Origin of the sequence: Mycolicibacterium chengduense (assembly GCF_033741155.1) — a bacterium.
Lineage (GTDB): Bacteria > Actinomycetota > Actinomycetes > Mycobacteriales > Mycobacteriaceae > Mycobacterium.
In genome coordinates this window covers 331,511-348,857 of the sequence record NZ_JAWQNH010000001.1, presented here as the reverse complement: position 1 = coordinate 348,857, position 17,347 = coordinate 331,511, and the positions used below count along the sequence as shown (strand labels likewise).

The following is a 17,347-nucleotide window of genomic DNA, read 5'->3' as shown; positions in this document are numbered from 1 at the left end:
GCGGATGACACCGCACATTCGCGGCACCTGCCCTGTGGATAACTGACGCGAGCAGGCCGAGATCCGTCGTAGGTCGCTGCGATGGTCGGGCCATGCAAGCGATCGACTGGCCGTTTCGAGCCGCCGAAGCGCTGGACGCCGGCGCCCTGACCTTCCGCGAACTCCGCCGGTTCTACGAGGCCGTCTACCCCGGGGTGTGGGTGCCGCGCGGTATCGAACTGTCGGCTCCGCAGCGTGCTCGCGCGGCCTGGCTGTGGTCCGGCCGCGACGGCGTCGTCGCCGGGTTGTCGGCCTCGGCGATGCTGGGAGCCAAGTGGGTCGAGACCGGCGAACCCGCGCAGCTGTTGCACGGCAACCGCCGACCACCACCGTCGATCACGGTGCACACCGAGCGCATTCAGGCCGACGAGTTGACCTGCGGCCCCATGGTGATGACGACGCCCGCCCGGACGGCCTTCGATCTAGCCCGATGGGCGAGCGATGTGGCCGAGGCGGTGCAGCGTGTCGATGCGTTGATGGCGGCGACCAACGTCAAGGTCGTCGACATCGAAGAGGTGGCGCGGCGCTACGCCGGGGCACGCGGGTGCAAACAGTTGCGTAGGGTGCTGCCGCTCGTCGACGGCGGCGCCGAGTCGCCCTACGAATCCCTAACCCGACTGATGTTGGTACAAGCGGGTTTTCCCGTTCCCGATACCCAGATCGAGGTGCGCGACGCGTTCGGCTACGCCGTCGCACGCCTGGACATGGGCTGGCCTGAGTACTTCGTCGCGGTCGAATACGACGGTGCGCAGCACTGGACCGACGCCCGGCAGCGGACCTGGGACATCGACCGCGCCGCCATGCTCGAAGACCTCGGGTGGACCGTCATCCGGGTGAGTGCCGGGCTGCTCCGGGATCGGCGATTCCTGCCGCGCGTCGCGACGGCACTGCGCAGCCGTGGATGCACCGTGAATGTGCGAACTCATCCGGCCCGCCCGGCGCGTCGCGGATGAAACCGCACAAACCCGCCCGCGATGAGTTTCGCGCGCCCGGCCGGTCAACACCGGCATGACTACTCCACTCGGCGCACCCTGTTGGATCGACCTGGCCACCTCTGATCTCGAGGCTGCCCAACGCTTCTACGGCACCGTCTTCGGCTGGACGTTCGAAGGCTCCGGTCCTGAATACGGCGGCTATGTCACTGCCTTCGTCGACGGCAAGCCCGTTGCAGGGCTGATGTCCAATGATCCGCAGTGGGGCGTGCCGGATCGCTGGAACACCTACCTGCACACCGCCGATGTGGACGCCACCCTGGCCAAGGTCAGCGCCGCCGGCGGGAACACCTGCGGCGGCGCCATGGACATCCCGGCCAAGGGCCGGATGGCGATGGTGTCGGATCCCAGTGGCGGGGTGGTGGGTCTGTGGCAGCCCACCGGTCACCTGGGCACCGAGGTTACCGGCGTGGCCGGGGCGCCGGTGTGGCATCAGCTGACGACGCTGGACTTCGCCAGGGTGCTCGACTTCTACGTGCACGTGTTCGGCTGGCAGACCGAGGTCACCGGGGACACCGACGAATTCCGGTACAGCACCGCCGTATTCGACGGGCAGCAGCTGCTCGGCGTGATGGACGGCACCGCGTTCATGGCGGCCGGCGAGCCGTCGAACTGGTTCTTCTTCCTCGGTGCCGAGGATGTGGACAAGACCCAGCAGCTGATCGTCGACAACGGCGGCGCCGTGGTGCGCGCGGCCGAGGACACCCCGTACGGCCGGCTGGCCGCGGTCACCGACCCGACCGGGGCGGGCTTCAACCTGTCGTCGCTGTCCTAGCCTGGCCCTTGCCCAAGGTGGCCAGCAGTTCCCGGTACGGGCCCACCAGGTACGCGGTGTCGCCCGCACTGAGCTGGGTGTCGCGACGCGGATGCAGCCGGGTCGCGACACCGGGCCGGGTGATCGCGATGACACGGGTGTGGGTGGACAGGTCGGCCATCCGCACCCCGTCCAGTTCACTACCGGTCTCCACCCGGACCCCGCCGACCATGAACGAATGCTGTCCGGCCGAGAAGGTGCCCAACACCTGCAGGCCGAGCGCGGCGCCGATGAACCACGGCGCCGCCAGTTCCACCGTGGACCGCACATTCTCGAACCCGAACCGCTGCGCGACCGCCGCGCCCAGCACCCGGTCGTACACCCGCAGCACCACGGTCGTGTCCGGGGCGTGCTCGCGCAGCACGATCCCGGTTTCGATGTTCACCATGTCGTTGGCGGTCAGCACGGCCACCGCGCGCGCGTGCCCGACCCGGGCCGACTCCAGCGTTTCGCGGACGGTGGCGTCGCCGAAGACGATCGGCACGTCGAGGGCGCGGGCGGTGGCCAGGAAACGGTTGTCCTCGTCGCGTTCGATGACGGCGACGTCGTAACCGGCCTGGACCAGGTCCTCGACCACCCGGATGCCGAAGGAGCCCAGGCCCACGACGATGACGTGGTTGTGCAGGTGCCGCGCCCGCCGCAGCCCCGCGGATTGGGCGAGGCGGCGCGACAGCAGCACGTCGGCGACGAACGCCACCAGGATCGCGGTGGTGGTGACACCGGCGAACATCAGCCCGATACCCCACAGGCGCAGCCATGCGGGCTGCTCCATGAAGCTGAAATCGCCGTAGCCGACGGTGGCGATGGTCTCGGTGCTGAAGTACAGGGCGTCGATCCAGCTCATCCCCGGCGGCCGCTGGTAGGCGTAGCGCAGCAGCACCGTCGACCCGACCAGCAGGGTCAGTGACACCGCCAGCGCGCGGTAGAACATCGGGTTGATGTCGTCGCGGAGCACCCGCACGGCGTCGGTCAACCGCCCCCACGGCCGACGCACCTTGTTGTTTCCCAACGGTTTCGACACAGCGATACCCTGGGCGGCCAGTTCGTCGGCGGTGCCGATCATGGCGGTCCAGTCGCCTTCGTGCACCGTGACGTCCCGGCCCGGGCAGGCGGTCACCGAGGCGTCGCGGTGGATCACCGCGACCGGGGCCAGATCACCGTAGATCTCGCGCAGGGTTCCCGAGCGTGGCACCTCGGTCCCGGAGACGACGAAGTCGATGCCGGCGACCGCGATGGTGTGCGTGGTGCGCGACAAGCAGGCCTCGACCACCGACGGGGCGGCCAGGTCGGCGACGTCGAGGATGGCGCCGGGTCCGTTGCCGTACGCCACGGCCTCCCGCAGCACCCCGTTGGCCAGCCGCGCCACCACCCGTACCCGCGGACTGAGTTGCCGTGCCAGCAGTGCGATTTCGAGGTTGACGGCGTCGTCCTCGCCGACGCAGACGACCGCGGTGGCCGACGGCACGTCGGCGGTGTCCAAGGTGCGCGGATCCTGCACGGGCACGACGGTCGCGCCGGCGCCACGCAGCTCACCGGCGATGCGCTCGGCCAGCGCATCGGCGCCGCACACGATGATGTGCCCCTGCACCCCGGCTCACCTCCGTCGCTTCGCTCGGCCATGTGCTCGGCCGTGGGGGAAACGTTAGATGCTGGGCGCCGCCAGTGCGAAGTCAGCGAAATCGAAGCCCGGCACCACCACGCAGCTGACCAAGGTCGGCTCGTCATCGCGGGACCGGGCCCGCTGCCAGAACCCCGGCGGGACGATCAGCTGAGGTTGTTCGCCGGCGGCGATATCGGCGCCCAGGAGCAACTCGGACGCCCCGTCCTGGGTCGGCCCGACCTCCAGGATCAGCGGGCTGCCGCGGTGATACAGCCACAATTCGGCACTGCGCACCGTGTGCCAGGCCGACTGCTGACCCGGCATCAGCAGGAACAGGATCGCCGTCCCGGCGTTGCGCGGCCCGGTGTAGTCCGGTGGCAGGGCCGACTGCGGGATGGTCAGCGAACTGCGCCAGGTCTCGGCGTACCAACCGCCCTCGGGATGCGGGGCCAAGTCCAGCTGACGAGCCCAGTCGGGCAGATCGGTCATGGCAACCCAGACTACGGTCACCGACCCGATAACCTGAGCTGTATGGCACGTCTGCGTCCCGGCTGGCTGGTGGCTCTGTGTGCCTTGGTCGTGGTGGTCAGCGCATGGCTGCCGTGGCTCACCACCCACGGTGGGCGGGCCAGCGCAATCGGCGGGAAAGCCGGCAGTATCGATCTGCCGCCGCCCGGTTTCGGCGTCGGGCAGCTGATCGTGCTGCTGGCCGCGACGTTGATCGTGGCGGCCGCGATGGCGGCCCGGCGGCTGTCGCCCCGGCTGGCTTCTGCTGCCGCGCTGTCTCTTTCGTTGGTCATCGCGGCGTTGATCGGCTGGTATTTCCGGTTGTACGTGCACGCCCCGATCGCCGCCGGGTACGGGCTGTTCGTGGCCGCCATCGCGGTGGCCGCCGCGGCCGTGTTGTCGGTGCTGGCCATGGTGGTGGCGTGGGGCGACGCCGGATGAGCTTCGTAACGCCAGTGGTGCTCACCGGAGCGCGCTGGGTGACGCTGGAACCGCTGACCATCGACCACGTCGACGAGATCGCCGACGCCGCGGCCGACGGCGACCCCGGTGGCCTGTGGTTCACTAGCGCGCCGTCGCGGGAGACGGCCGCCGACTGGGTGCGCGCCAGATTATCCGATCGCGATCTGTTCCCGTTCGTCGTGCGCAGCCTGGACCACACCGTGGTCGGCTCGTCGAGCTATCTGCACATCGACGGGCCCAACCGGCGCCTGGAGATCGGCCACACCTGGTACCGCGCATCGGTGCGCCGCACCGGGGTGAACACCGAAGCCAAGCTGTTGTTGCTGGGCCACGCATTCGACGAGTTGAACTGTGTGGCAGTGGAATTCCGCACGCACTTCTTCAACTCCGCCAGCCGGGCTGCCATCGAGCGGCTGGGGGCCAAGCAGGACGGCATCTTGCGCAGTCACCAACTACAGCCCGACGGCTCGCGGCGCGACACCGTCGTCTATTCGATTCTGGATATCGAATGGCCTGCGGTGCGCAACAACCTGCGGTCCCGGCTGGACCGCGGGTGAGCAACCGGGGTGGCGTTGCCGCCACCCCGGCGATCGTTGCTCAGCCGGCTTCGACGGTGGTCGGCTCGATCGACTTCTGGCCGCCGCCGTGCGCGATGTCGATCTTGCGCGGCTTGGCCCGCTCGGCCAACGGGATTGTCACGGTGAGCACACCGTTCTCATAGGTCGCCGAAATGGCGGACGTATCAATACCTTCGCCCAGGGACAGCTGCCTGCGGTAGTTGCCGAAGAACCTCTCGTTGGCGAACCACTGGACGGCATCCTCCGAGCGGGCGGTACGGTGCGCCGAGATGGTCAGCGTGCCGTTGTCCACGTTGACATCCACCGAGCCCGGGTCGACTCCTGGCAGATCGGCGGTCAGCACGTAGTGGTCGTCGATCTTGCACAGGTCCATGGGCATGAACCTCGGCGTGCGGGTTGATCCGGTCTGGCTGGTGAGTAGACCCCGGGTCAAGGCATCAAGGTCGTTGAACGGATCGAAACGCAGCACAGCAATCCACCTCCTCAGTCGCTAAGAGCCCGCCACCCTGGCGGGCAGCCAATCACTGTGCACCTCCGTTTTAGCACTCACGTGCCCAGAGTGCTAGTCCCTCGGGGGAGAGATTTCTGGGGCGCCGCGCGCGAGTTGGCTGACCCGCAACGCCTCCCCGCACCGATCGCAGGCCAGCACCGGATGGAAGGCGCCACCGCAGCCGTCGTGCGTCAGCTCGACCGCTGTGCCCTCCGGGCCGGTGAACCAGCGCTGCGCCCACTCCAGCGCGGTGACCAGGATTGGCAGTACCGCCCGGCCCTTCTCGGTGAGCCGGTAGCGGCCGTCGTGGATGTCGAGCACCCCGTTGGCCACCAGGATCTGTAGTCGGTCGGCCAGCGAACCCGGCGGGGCGCCGAGCTGGTCGGCGAAATCGGTGAACCTGCTGGTGCCGACGAATGCGGCGACCATGACCGCGAACGACCACCGGTTGCCGAGGATCGTCATGGTCTGCGGGAACAGGCCCGCCCCGTCGCTTCGATGCCGGCGCCGGGTGCTGGCTGCCGGCATCGACCGCGCCCACGATCCACTCGGACCCCACTGCGCGACAAGGCTTTTCTCGGTGGTTGCGCAGCCGCAGCCGCTGCAGGTGAGCATCGGTGTGCACTCATCGCCGCATATCGCGTGCCGCAGCATCGGTAAGGCGTGCTCGGGCACCCACGCGCGTTCCCACGCCCAGATCGATACCAGCACCGGCCACAATGACCGGCTTCGCGCGGTCGGCAGATACCGGCGCCCGTCCCGGACGAGCAGCCCGTCGGCAGCCATGCTGCGTAGCCGCGCGGTCAACACCGCATTCGAGATCGGCAGACCCGCGGCGAAGTCGGTGAAGCGCTGGGCACCCAACAGCGACTGCTGGACGATCAGCAGGGTCCATTCGTCACCGAGCAGCCCGAGCATCGTGGCAACGGCGTTGGGCTGCGGACCGGGTTCGGTCATTCCCGCCAGCGTCGGAGCTGCGCCCCCGGCGCCCACGTGGAATGCGTACCGCTGGAAACACGTTCGGGCAGCTGCAGTTTGCATACCGGGCCGTCGCTGACGCGGGCGGCGTCGAACACCAGACAGTACGACGCGTCCTCGTTCATGTCGGTGGTGATGGTGATCAGGTAACCGTCATCCTCGGCCGTGCCGTCAACGCGGGGTGCCATCGCGGTCTCACTGCCGTACACCCCGTCGGCGAAGGCATAACGCTGCTCGGCTCCGGTGTGCAGATCGTGGCGGACCAGCCCGTCGAACAGGAACCAGCCCGGCTTGCCGGTCGCGGCATAGGTGTAGCGGTAGTCGCGGCCCGTGTATCCGGGGTTGATCATGCCGAATTCGGTAAGGCTGTCGGATAATTGCTCTTCGCGCGTCTGCCCGGTGACCAGGTTGAACCGCCAGCGGTGCAGCCGGGTTTGCATGCCGTCCAAGGAGAGGTACCGGAAGAACCGCTGCCAGCGCATGTCCATCCCGTCGGCGCTGCCGGCGTCGGTGGGTTCGGGGGTGCCCTGGAAGAATCCGTCGAGCACGATTTCGTCACCGTCTTCGAAGGCATTGGTGAAGTGCAGGACGTAGGTGGTTTCCGCTTCGAACCAGCGGATGGGGCCGCCGCGCCGTGGCAGGATGGCGAACCGCGACGGCAGGTCCCGGTGCAGGCGGGGAATGTGTGCGTTGTGTTTGAGCATCTCGGCATCCCAGAACAACGGAAAGTCGTTGAGGATCACGAAGTTCTCGGTGAACGCCATATCATGCGGTAGCCGGGGCCCTGGCAGTTCGACGTTGACGTAGTGCACCAGGGAGTTGTGCTGGTCGACGACGCCGTAGTGCATGAACGGCGTCTGCTTGCCGTAGTTGAAGAACAGTAACTCGCCGGTCGCGTCATCGACCTTGGGGTGGGCCGACACGCCCATATCCGACGGAAATCCGCCGGAGAAGTCCTCCTTGCCGAGCGCCGCACCGGTGTAGGGATCGATCCGGTACAGATCGCCGCACTGATAGAAGCTGGTCAACGCGACCCCGCGGTGCACGGTGACATCGGTCGACGACGCGTCTTTCATCAACGTGCGGGCACCCCAACCGTGGTCCCGCCGGGCCAGCTCGACCGGTTCGGCGATCCCCGGCCACAGCGGCCCGCCCTCGGCGTTCTCCGCGAGGAACCCGTCGGTTCGGACGAATCGGTTGCGGTAGAACGCTTTTCCGTCGCGGAACCCGACGATATGCAGCATCCCGTCCCCGTCGAACGGATGGTAGACCTTGAACGCGGGGTGCAGTGGATTCTCCGTGTTGCGCAGGTAGATCCCGTCCAGATCGGACGGGATCTCACCCTCGACGGCGCGCAGATCCTCGGCGTCCCACTCGGTGGTCTGCGGCCGCCACGCTCCGGTGCGGTACGGGTGGGTGTCGTCTTCGGGCAGGGTGGACAGGTACTTGGCGAACACTTCTACCGACATCACAACCCCTGGGAGACGACGAAACTGACGGTGGTGGCGGTGCTTCCGCCGAAGTTCAGGGTGCCGAACGTGGTGGCGCCGTCGACCTGGTAGTCACCGGCGGTACCGCTGACCTGTTTGGCGGCGTCGAGCAACATCCGGACGCCGGTGGCGCCGACGGGATGGCCGCCGCCGATCAGGCCGCCGCTCGGGTTGATGGGCAGTGTGCCGCCGATCGCGATCTCGCCGTTCTCGATGGCTTTCCATGATTCACCGGGGCCGGTGAGCCCGATATGGTCGATCGCCAGGTACTCGCTGGGCGTGAAACAGTCGTGCACCTCGAACCCGTCGACGTCGTCGAGGGTGACCCGGGCCCGGCCGAACGCGTCGAGCACTGCTTGTCGAACATGCGGAAGCACATACGGATCCGCGGCGGACCGGTCCAGTTTCTGCTGCAGTCCGAGCCCGACGGTGCGGTGCCCCCAGCCGTCGATGCGCGCGAGCGGTCGGGCGTCGGGATGGTCGCGCAGGTAGCTATCGGTGATAAGCACGACGCCGGCGCCGCCGTCGGTCATTTGGCTGCAGTCCAGCCGCCGGATGCGGCCCTCGACCACCGGGTTGTCGGCGCCCAGCGTCCAGTCCCGGGTCTGGGCATTCGGGTTGGCCTTCGCGTTGGTGTGGTTCAACGCGGAGATGGCGTCCAGGTGCTGGTCGTCCAGCCCGTAGCGGCGGTCGTACTCGTCGGCGATCCGCGAGAACATGTGCGGCCACATGAACGTCGCCTCGGCGCCCTCGTGGCCCGTCCACGCCGCTGCCCCGAGGTGTCCTGCGGCGATGTCACCGGGCACGGTCTTTTCCAACTCGAGGCCGAGCACCAGCGCACAGTCGTAATTGCCCGCCCGCAGATCGGCGATCGCGGCCAGGGCGGCGATGCTGCCCGAGGCGCACGCGGCCTCGTGCCGGGCGGCGGGGACGTCCCATAGCTGGTTCTCGACCGTGGCGGGCATGGCGCCGAGGTGCCCCTGGGCTGCGAACATCTCACCGAAGGCGTTGCCGACGTGCACGACGCCAATGGCGGCACCAGGGGCCGTCGCGGCCGCCAGCGTCTCGCGCACCACCTCGGCGGTCAGCACCGCGAAATCGGCGTCCTCGCGGTGCAGGTTGCGGGCGAAGTCGCTCTGATAGCCGCCCAGGATCCACACGCCGGAGTTCACCGTGCGGACGCTACTACAACTAACAGAGTAAATCCGCGGAATCGTGGTCATGCTTGCCCGGACACTTTCCGGCAAACGAGGGATTGAACGGGAGCAAAACGGGGAACCCCCGGTGTGCCGTCAAAGGGGAGGGTGAGGCCAGACCATGGAAGTGGTGTTCTTCGTTGCGGGAGTGCTCAGCGGCGTCGCGCTGATCCGGCTGTTCATCGACATCAACCGATCCGGTGAGCAAACCATCGAACGGATGCGGCAACACTGGGAGTCCGGTAGCAGGTGACGCAGTCGGCTCGCTGGTTTGCGGCGGGGGCGCGCGGGGGATCCCCCGGGCATGGCTGAACACCCGACCGTCGGCGTCGAAGAAGAGTTCCTGCTCGTCGACCCCGGCGCCGGTGAACCCGTCCCGCGTAACCGGGAGGTGGCCGATCGCGCCGAAACCCTGGGCGTCGAACTGCAATTGGAGCTGACCAGCTGTCAGGTCGAGACGACGTCGTCGGTGGCGCATCGAGCCGAAGAACTGCGAACGGAGTTGGCCGGGTTACGCCGGGGAGCGGCGCAGGCGGCCGCCGACGCCGGCGCTCGGCTGCTGGCTGTCGGCCTCCCACCGAGCGTCCCGCACCACTTCCCGGTCACCGATAAGCCGCGCTACCGGGAGATCGGGGAGCGGTTCGGGATGATCGCGCACGAGCAGGGCATCTGCGGATGCCATGTGCACGTGGCGGTTCCGGACCGCGAGACGGCCATCGAGGTGAGTAACCGGTTGCGCCCGTGGTTACCCACCCTGCTCGCGTTGTCGGCGAATTCGGCGGTGTACCGCAGTGCCGACACCGGATACGCGAGCTGGCGCAGCGTGCTGTGGGCGCGCTGGCCGACCGCCGGGCCACCGCCGCATTTCGAGAGTGTCGCCGAATACGACGCGCTGGTGGAGATCATGCGTGCCTCCGGAGCCGCCCTTGATGACGGGATGGTCTATTGGGATGTCCGTCCGTCGGCCAAGTTTCCGACCGTCGAGGTGCGGGTGGCCGATGTGCCCGCCACGGTCGGGGACACCGTGCTGCTGGCGGCGCTGGTACGCGGGCTGGTGATGACGGTGCTCGACGATATCGAGCAGGGCTGGCCGGTGAAACCCGTGTCCGGACATGCCCTGACCGCCGCGTACTGGCGGGCGGCACGCGATGGCTTGAGCGGCTCGGCGCTGGATCTGATCGACAGTCATGCGCTGGTGCCGGCGCCGCAGATGCTGGAACTGATGCTGGAAGAGGTGACACCCGCGCTGCAGGCCGTCGGTGACTACGAGACCGTGCACGCGGAGTTGCAACGGGTGCGCGCCGACGGCAACGGTGCCAGCCGAGCCCTGGCGGCCTGGCGGCGCCGAGGAGAAGTCTCCGACGTCATCGACGAGGTGGCACGGGCGACGTTGGACGGGCTCGGGTGAAAACCGCAAAAAAGTGCCCCCGGCAGGATTCGAACCTGCGACACCGGCTTTAGGAGAGCCGTGCTCTATCCCCTGAGCTACGGGGGCCAGGGACGGTGGAAGCTTACCGAAGCCGGGCCCACGGACCTACGTCAGCGGCAGCTCGGCGAAGATCGGGGTGGTCGGGGTGCTCGAACCCTTGCCCGGCTCGACGGTGAATGCCAAGGCCGTCGCATTGCCCAGATCCGGCAGCACGGCAGTGGTCGACGGTGCGACCGCGGCCTGATCCATGGTGCCGGCCGACTCCGGTCCGTTACTGCGCAGCAGCCACATCTGGTACACGGTGCCGTCCGCGGGCGGCGCGACGTTGTTCATCACCAGCACGCCGGCGTTGCGCTCCTTGGAGAACACCACGGTGGCAGTACCGCCGGTCGGGATCGGGCCGGACACGGTGCGCACGTCGGGCGCGGCGAACACCTGTTGCGCGGTGGTCGGTGCGGGAGTGGCGGGGCGCAGGGCGATACCGATTCCGACACCGCCGGCGGCAACGATGATCGCCGCGGCGGCGGCCAGCACGGCCGTGCGCCAGCGCTTGGGGCGAAGTTCGCGCACCTGGGCGGGATCGATGGCGGCCAGAATCCTGGCGCGCAGTTCGGCCGGCGGCTCCACGGCGGTGGCGGCCGACGCCCGCGCCATGGCCTCGCGCACGGCAACCACCTCTTCGGCGAACTGGCGGGCCACCTGCGGCGGTGCGTCCGCCAGGTGCCGCTCGACTTCGCCGTCGTCGACGGCGTGCAACGCGTACGGCGTCGCCAGCGTCATCACCTCGTGCTCAACCGGTTCGGTCATGCGGTCCCCAGACAACTACGCAATGCGCGCAGACCGTCGCGCATCCTGGATTTCACGGTGGCCAAGTTGGCCGAAAGGCGTTCCGACACTTGTCGATAGGTCAGCCCACCGTAGTAGGCCATATCGATGCACTCGCGTTGCACATCGGTCAGCGAGCCCAGACAGTCCACCACCCGGCGATGTTCGTCGGCGGTGATCACCGAATCGGCCACATGGTCGGTCGGGGTGTCGAGGGTGGTCGCGCCGTAGCGCGATTCGCGTTGACTGGCCGACTGCTCGGAGCGCACCCGGTCCACGGCCCGCCGGTGCGCCAGCGTCATGAGCCAGGACAGGGGCGAGCCCGCCGACGGATCGTACGAGTCGGCGTTGTGCCACACCTGCAGGTAGATCTCTTGAGTGGTCTCTTCGCTGTAGCCGGGATCGCGCAGCACCCGGACCACCAAGCCGTACACCCGGGCTCGGGTGTGGTCGTAGAACTCGGCGAATGCCTCGGCGTCACCACGGGCGACCTCGCGCAGCAAGACGTCGAGGTCGGCACTCACGAGCGGTAGCCTAACGTCAAGCACGCTCACACCACCCATAGGTTCGTGGTTGTGCATCGGCGGCCGCCCTCGAATTGGTTTCTCATCGGCATTCGGCGCGGCCCCCGGCTCGGATGGGTTGGGTACGGACAGTCGGCGGGCCCAAATTTGTTAAAGCTCACATCGTCGGCTGCGCTCGGTCGCTTCTGCGACCGTCGCCGAACAGCGCGTTGGCAGGGCTTTCCTGGTGATATGGCAGGCTTTATTGACAACGAGTGAGTTGGCTCACATACTCGTACGGCGGAGTGTTAACGTTCACATTTGGATGTTGCGGTCGCGATGAGCGGGCAGGGCCCGCCGCGCTGAGCGCGTCCACGTGTCTGCAGGAGGAAAAATGCGAAAACTGAGCTGGTGGGTGGCCGTGCTGATGGCCGGCGCCCTGGCATCGGTCGGTTGCGGCCGCTCCACCGAGAGCGCCGGGACGGGCACATCTCAGAAGGGCACGATCGGCATCGCCATGCCGACCAAGTCCTCCGAACGGTGGGTTGCCGACGGCCAGAACATGGTCGACCAGTTCAAGGCCATGGGCTACCAGACCGACCTGCAGTACGGCGACGACGTGGTGCAGAACCAGGTGTCCCAGATCGAGAACATGATCACCAAGGGTGTGCAGCTGCTGGTGATCGCGCCGATCGACGGGTCCTCGCTGACCAACACCCTGCAGCGCGCCGCGGACGCGCACATCCCGGTGATCAGCTACGACCGGTTGATCAAGGGCACCCCGAACGTCAACTATTACGCCACCTTCGACAACTTCAAAGTCGGTGTCCTGCAAGCCAAGTACATCGTCGACAAACTGAACCTCGCCGGCGGTGCCGGGCCGTTCAACATCGAGCTGTTCGCCGGCTCACCCGATGACAACAACGCCACCTTCTTCTTCGACGGCGCGATGAGCGTGCTCAAGCCCTATATCGACAGCGGCAAGCTGGTGGTCCGCAGTGGCCAGACCTCCTTCGACCAGGTCGCCACCCTGCGTTGGGACGGCGGGCTGGCGCAGTCCCGGATGGACAACCTGCTCAGTCAGGCCTACACCACGGCGCGGCTGGACGCGGTGCTCTCGCCGTACGACGGCATCTCGCGCGGCGTCATCTCGGCGCTCAAGAGCTCCGGCTACGGCAATGCCGCCAAACCGCTGCCGATCGTCACCGGCCAGGACGCCGAACTGGCTTCCGTGCAGTCGATCGTGGCCGGCGAGCAGACCCAGACCGTGTTCAAGGACACCCGTGAGCTGGCCAAGGCGGCGGTGCAGGAATCCAACGCGGTGCTCACCGGTGGCACACCCATGGTCAACGACACCAAGAGCTACAACAACGGCGACAAGATCGTGCCCGCCTACCTGCTGGACCCGGTCAGTGTGGACAAGTCCAACTACCAGAAGGTGCTGGTCGACTCCGGTTACTACACCAAGGACCAGATTCAGTGACGGCCCCGCCGATCGCCCCGCCGCTGTTGGAGATGCGCGGCATCACCAAGGAATTCCCCGGTGTGAAGGCGCTGTCCGGGGTGGACCTGACCGTGCGGGCCGGCGCCATCCACGCCATCTGCGGTGAGAACGGCGCGGGTAAGTCGACCCTGATGAAGGTGCTCAGCGGGGTGTACCCGTACGGCAGCTACGACGGCGAGATCTTGTTCGACGGCAAGCCGTGTGAATTCCGGGACATCCGCTCCAGCGAACGCGCCGGTATCGCGATCATCCACCAGGAACTCGCGCTGGTGCCCTACCTCTCGATCGCCGAGAACATGTTCCTGGGCAACGAGATCGCACGCCGCGGGGTGATCGACTGGGGCCGCACCCTGCATGAGGCGCAGACGCTGCTGGACCGCGTCGGTCTGCGGGAAAGCCCGCAGACCCGGGTCTCCGATATCGGCGTCGGCAAGCAGCAGTTGGTCGAGATCGCCAAGGCGCTGTCCAAGGATGTCCGGCTGTTGATCCTCGACGAACCGACCGCCGCGCTCAACGACGCGGACAGCCGCCACCTGCTGGACCTCATCGTGGAGCTGCGCGAGCACGGCATCACCTCGATCATCATCTCGCACAAGCTCAATGAGGTGATGCAGGTGGCCGACTCGGTGACCACGCTGCGCGACGGCCGCACCATCGACACCGTGCCGGTCGACGAGCAGCTCACCGAGGACAAGATCGTGCGCGCCATGGTCGGGCGCGATCTGGTCGACCGGTTCCCGTCCCGGGACGGATGCGAGATCGGTGACGTGGTGTTCTCGGTGGCGAATTGGACCGTGCTGCACCCGATCGACCAGCAACGCAAGGTGGTCGACGATGTCACCCTCAATGTCCGGGCCGGGGAGATCGTCGGTATCGCCGGGCTGATGGGCGCCGGCCGCACCGAACTCGCGATGAGCGTGTTCGGGCGATCCTACGGTCGCTACGTCGGCGGCAAGGTGTTCAAGGGTGAGCGCGAGATCGACACCAGCACCGTGCCGCGCGCGATCGACAACGGGATCGCCTACGCCACCGAGGACCGGAAAACCTTGGGGCTGAACCTGATGGACAGCATCGCCACCAGCATCAGCCTGGCGTCACTGGACAAGGTCAGCCACCGGACGGTCATCGACCACCACGAGGAGACCCGCATCGGCGAGCAGTTCCGCGCCTCGATGCGGATCAAGACCGATTCGGTACAGACCGCCACCGGCAAGTTGTCCGGCGGCAACCAGCAGAAGGTGGTGCTCAGCAAGTGGCTGTTCACCGATCCCGACGTGCTGATTCTCGACGAACCGACCCGTGGCATCGATGTCGGCGCCAAGCACGAGATCTACGTGCTCATCAACGAACTCGCCGCCCGGGGCAAGGCGGTGCTCGTCATCTCGTCCGAACTTCCCGAGTTGCTGGGTCTCTGCGACCGGATCTACACCCTCAGTCAGGGCCGGTTGACCGGTGAGGTGCCCCGCTCGGAAGCGACCCAGGAAAACCTCATGCACTACATGATGAAAGGCTCCGCGTGACCATCACCACCAAGCAAACGTCACCGGGCAGCGCCCCACCGCAGAGCCCGGACGGCTCCGGCGCGCCCGCCCGCGGCGGAAATGCGTTGTCCCGTTTCCTGATGTCGCATGTGCGGCAATCGGGCATGGTCGTGGCGCTCATCGCCATCCTGCTGCTGTTCCAGATCTGGACCGGTGGCATCGTGCTCAAACCGCTGAACGTCACCAACATCATTCAGCAGAACGGCTACATCCTGGTGCTGGCCATCGGGATGGTCATCGTGATCATCAACGGTCACATCGACTTGTCGGTCGGGTCGGTGGCCGCCTTCACCGGTGCCATGGCCGGTGTCCTCATGGTGCGCAACGACGTGCCGTGGCTGTTGGCGACGCTGCTGTGCATCGGTATGGGGGCGCTCATCGGGGCCTGGCAGGGCTTCTGGATCGCCTACGTCGGCATCCCGTCGTTCATCGTGACTCTGGGCGGCATGCTGGTGTTCCGCGGCGCCACCCAGTACCTGCTGGAGGGACAGTCGATCGCGCCGATGCCGCGCGGCCTGGAACAGATCAGCAGCGGGTTCCTGCCCGAGCTCGGCAACGCCGCGCTGTACCACTGGCCGACCGTGATCCTGGGCGCTATCGCGATGGTGGCCACCGTCGTCATGCAGATCCGCAGGCGCCGCGCGCAACTGCGCTACGGACAACACGTTTCGAGCACGACGCTGTTCATCGCCAAGTGCGTCGGGATCGTCGCGGCGCTGGCCGCGGTCACCCTCCTGTTGGCCAGCTACCGCGGCGTGCCGATCGTCGGCATCATCCTGGTGGTGCTGACCCTGGTGTACGCCTTCATGATGCGCAACACCGTGTTCGGTCGTCAGGTCTACGCGGTGGGCGGTAACGCCGCGGCCGCCAGCCTGTCCGGGGTCCGCAACAAGCGCGTCACCCTGCTGGTGTTCGTCAACATGGGAATGCTGGCCGCCGTCGCGGGACTGTTGTTCGCCGCGCGGCTGAACTCCGCGACGCCCCAGGCCGGCATCAACTTCGAACTCGAAGCCATCGCCGCCGCGTTCATCGGCGGGGCATCGTCGAGCGGTGGTGTGGGCACCGTCTTCGGCGCCATCATCGGCGGCCTGGTGCTCGGTGTGTTGAACAACGGGATGTCCATCATCGGTATCGGCAGCGACGTCCAGCAGGTCATCAAGGGCCTGGTGCTGCTGGCCGCCGTCGGCTTCGACATCTACAACAAGCGCAGGGGCGGACGGTAAACCCGGTGCCCACCTTGCCTTCGCCGCTGTCGGCCCTGGTCGGCAAGACCGTGACCACCCTCGCCGATGGCCGTCGCCTGATCTACTTCGACGAACTCGATGCCGACGGTCGGATGCGGCGGACGGGTGGGCTGACCGACACCAGAAACCTCGAGCCGTTGGTGGCCGATTCGCACCTGCGGTATGACGTGCTGACCGGGGAGTGGGTCACCATCGCCGCACAACGGATGGACCGGACGTTCCTGCCGGCCGCCGACGCCTCACCGCTGGCACCCACCCGCCCCGGCCTGCCGGCCACCGAGATCCCGGCCCCGGACTACGACGTGGTGGTGTTCGAGAACCGGTTTCCGGCGCTGTCCGAACACGCGGGGGCGACGGCGCCGCTGGTCGACGGCGAGGCGTTGTGGCCGCAGGCCCCGGGCCGGGGCAGCTGCGAGGTGGTGTGCTTCACCAGTGACCCCCATGCCAGTTTCGCCGAGCTGGGGCATCGGCGGGCCCGCACCGTCATCGAGGCGTGGGCCGACCGCACCGCCGAACTCTCGCAGCTACCCGAGGTGCGGCAGGTGTTCTGCTTCGAGAACCGCGGCCGCGAGATCGGGGTGACCTTGACGCATCCGCACGGACAGATCTACGCCTATCCGTTCCAGCCACCGCGGACCCGCGCCCTGGTGGAACAGGCCCGCAAGCACGCCGCGGCGACCGGACGTAACCTGATGGCCGATGTCCTTGCCGCCGAACAGCATTCCGGTCGTCGGCTGATCATCGCCGGTGACCACTGGACGGCTTACGTGCCGGCGGCGGCACGCTGGCCACTGGAGATCCAGCTGGTTCCGCACCGGCACGTGCCCGACTTCCCGGCACTGTCGGGCGCCGAACGCGAGGAGTTGGCCGCGGTCTACCTCGACTTGCTGGCCAGGGTGGACCGCTTCTTCGACGGGGTGGCGCAGACGCCGTATATCGCGGCGTGGCATCAGGCGCCGATCGGCCCGGACCGCGACCACGCGCGTCTGCACCTGCAGTTGTTCTCGCTGATGCGCTCACCCGGCCGGATGAAGTATCTGGCCGGTTCGGAATCCGGTATGGGCGCCTGGATCAGCGACACCACACCGGAGCGCATCGCTGATCGGTTACGGGAGGTGGCATGAGAACGTCGACCGTTCGTCGCGTCGTGAACAG

Annotated in this window: 18 protein-coding genes and 1 tRNA gene; 10 read left to right on the top strand and 9 right to left on the bottom strand. The window is 67.4% G+C overall.

The window, feature by feature from the left end; genetic code table 11:
• The first annotated feature begins 92 nt into the window (after nucleotides 1-92).
• The gene (locus tag SBI67_RS01745; RefSeq protein WP_318978913.1) at nucleotides 93-992 is read left to right on the top strand and encodes an endonuclease domain-containing protein; all 900 of its coding nucleotides are present in this window, start codon (nucleotides 93-95) and stop codon (nucleotides 990-992) included.
• A 55-nt stretch (nucleotides 993-1,047) separates the two neighbouring features.
• Nucleotides 1,048-1,806: a VOC family protein gene (locus SBI67_RS01740; RefSeq protein WP_318978912.1), complete on the top strand. Its 759-nt coding sequence runs from the start codon at nucleotides 1,048-1,050 to the stop codon at nucleotides 1,804-1,806.
• Here SBI67_RS01740 and SBI67_RS01735 read toward each other — a convergent pair.
• Nucleotides 1,784-3,433: an NAD-binding protein gene (locus SBI67_RS01735; RefSeq protein ID WP_318978911.1), complete on the bottom strand. Its 1,650-nt coding sequence runs from the start codon at nucleotides 3,431-3,433 to the stop codon at nucleotides 1,784-1,786. The genes SBI67_RS01740 and SBI67_RS01735 overlap by 23 nt on opposite strands.
• Before the next feature lie 54 nt (nucleotides 3,434-3,487).
• On the bottom strand, nucleotides 3,488-3,934 hold the full coding sequence (locus SBI67_RS01730; RefSeq protein WP_318978910.1) for a cupin domain-containing protein: 447 nt from the start codon (nucleotides 3,932-3,934) through the stop codon (nucleotides 3,488-3,490).
• Between the two features lie 42 nt (nucleotides 3,935-3,976).
• Between SBI67_RS01730 and SBI67_RS01725 the strand changes: the two genes are divergently transcribed.
• Together SBI67_RS01725 and SBI67_RS01720 are read left to right on the top strand one after the other, a co-directional pair.
• A complete protein-coding gene (locus SBI67_RS01725; RefSeq protein ID WP_318978909.1) occupies nucleotides 3,977-4,393 on the top strand; it encodes a hypothetical protein in 417 nt (138 codons plus the stop codon).
• Complete coding sequence (locus SBI67_RS01720; RefSeq protein ID WP_318978908.1) at nucleotides 4,390-4,971, top strand: GNAT family N-acetyltransferase; 582 nt, start codon at nucleotides 4,390-4,392, stop codon at nucleotides 4,969-4,971. Before SBI67_RS01725 ends, SBI67_RS01720 begins: the two co-directional genes overlap by 4 nt.
• Nucleotides 4,972-5,011: 40 nt before the next feature.
• On the opposite strand, the gene SBI67_RS01715 is transcribed toward SBI67_RS01720, so the two are convergent.
• From SBI67_RS01715 to SBI67_RS01700, 4 genes are all read right to left on the bottom strand, one after another.
• Complete coding sequence (locus SBI67_RS01715; RefSeq protein ID WP_318978907.1) at nucleotides 5,012-5,461, bottom strand: Hsp20/alpha crystallin family protein; 450 nt, start codon at nucleotides 5,459-5,461, stop codon at nucleotides 5,012-5,014.
• A 93-nt stretch (nucleotides 5,462-5,554) separates the two neighbouring features.
• Nucleotides 5,555-6,439, bottom strand: coding sequence for a winged helix-turn-helix transcriptional regulator (locus SBI67_RS01710; RefSeq protein ID WP_318978906.1), 885 nt, complete (start codon nucleotides 6,437-6,439; stop codon nucleotides 5,555-5,557).
• A complete protein-coding gene (locus tag SBI67_RS01705) occupies nucleotides 6,436-7,929 on the bottom strand; it encodes a carotenoid oxygenase family protein (RefSeq protein WP_318978905.1) in 1,494 nt (497 codons plus the stop codon). The genes SBI67_RS01710 and SBI67_RS01705 overlap by 4 nt, the downstream gene beginning before the upstream one ends.
• Nucleotides 7,929-9,122, bottom strand: a complete 1,194-nt coding sequence (locus SBI67_RS01700; RefSeq protein ID WP_318978904.1) for an acetyl-CoA acetyltransferase — start codon at nucleotides 9,120-9,122, stop codon at nucleotides 7,929-7,931. The genes SBI67_RS01705 and SBI67_RS01700 overlap by 1 nt, the downstream gene beginning before the upstream one ends.
• Before the next feature lie 145 nt (nucleotides 9,123-9,267).
• Between SBI67_RS01700 and SBI67_RS01695 the strand changes: the two genes are divergently transcribed.
• Together SBI67_RS01695 and SBI67_RS01690 are read left to right on the top strand one after the other, a co-directional pair.
• Complete coding sequence (locus SBI67_RS01695) at nucleotides 9,268-9,399, top strand: hypothetical protein (RefSeq protein ID WP_318978903.1); 132 nt, start codon at nucleotides 9,268-9,270, stop codon at nucleotides 9,397-9,399.
• 51 nt (nucleotides 9,400-9,450) lie between these two features.
• Entirely contained in the window at nucleotides 9,451-10,554 is a 1,104-nt protein-coding gene (locus tag SBI67_RS01690; protein WP_318978902.1) for a glutamate--cysteine ligase 2, read from the top strand.
• Nucleotides 10,555-10,568: 14 nt separating this feature from the next.
• On the opposite strand, the gene SBI67_RS01685 is transcribed toward SBI67_RS01690, so the two are convergent.
• The 3 genes from SBI67_RS01685 to SBI67_RS01675 form a co-directional block, all read right to left on the bottom strand.
• Nucleotides 10,569-10,641 (bottom strand) — tRNA-Arg (locus SBI67_RS01685).
• Nucleotides 10,642-10,680: 39 nt separating this feature from the next.
• Nucleotides 10,681-11,382 (bottom strand): anti-sigma factor, encoded by a 702-nt coding sequence (locus SBI67_RS01680; RefSeq protein ID WP_318978901.1) that lies wholly within the window; start codon nucleotides 11,380-11,382, stop codon nucleotides 10,681-10,683.
• Nucleotides 11,379-11,963, bottom strand: coding sequence for a sigma-70 family RNA polymerase sigma factor (locus SBI67_RS01675; RefSeq protein WP_318978900.1), 585 nt, complete (start codon nucleotides 11,961-11,963; stop codon nucleotides 11,379-11,381). Before SBI67_RS01675 ends, SBI67_RS01680 begins: the two co-directional genes overlap by 4 nt.
• A 334-nt stretch (nucleotides 11,964-12,297) precedes the next feature.
• Here SBI67_RS01675 and chvE point away from each other — a divergent pair, with 334 nt between their 5' ends.
• The 4 genes from chvE to galT are packed head-to-tail and all read left to right on the top strand — an operon-like array spanning nucleotide 12,298 to nucleotide 17,316.
• Nucleotides 12,298-13,386 (top strand): multiple monosaccharide ABC transporter substrate-binding protein, encoded by a 1,089-nt coding sequence (chvE, locus tag SBI67_RS01670; RefSeq protein WP_318978899.1) that lies wholly within the window; start codon nucleotides 12,298-12,300, stop codon nucleotides 13,384-13,386.
• A gap of 32 nt (nucleotides 13,387-13,418) precedes the next feature.
• The gene (mmsA, locus tag SBI67_RS01665; RefSeq protein ID WP_318979542.1) at nucleotides 13,419-14,927 is read left to right on the top strand and encodes a multiple monosaccharide ABC transporter ATP-binding protein; all 1,509 of its coding nucleotides are present in this window, start codon (nucleotides 13,419-13,421) and stop codon (nucleotides 14,925-14,927) included.
• The gene (gene mmsB / locus SBI67_RS01660; RefSeq protein ID WP_318978898.1) at nucleotides 14,924-16,171 is read left to right on the top strand and encodes a multiple monosaccharide ABC transporter permease; all 1,248 of its coding nucleotides are present in this window, start codon (nucleotides 14,924-14,926) and stop codon (nucleotides 16,169-16,171) included. The genes mmsA and mmsB overlap by 4 nt, the downstream gene beginning before the upstream one ends.
• A gap of 5 nt (nucleotides 16,172-16,176) precedes the next feature.
• Nucleotides 16,177-17,316: a galactose-1-phosphate uridylyltransferase gene (galT, locus tag SBI67_RS01655; RefSeq protein ID WP_318978897.1), complete on the top strand. Its 1,140-nt coding sequence runs from the start codon at nucleotides 16,177-16,179 to the stop codon at nucleotides 17,314-17,316.
• The last annotated feature ends 31 nt before the right edge of the window (nucleotides 17,317-17,347 follow it).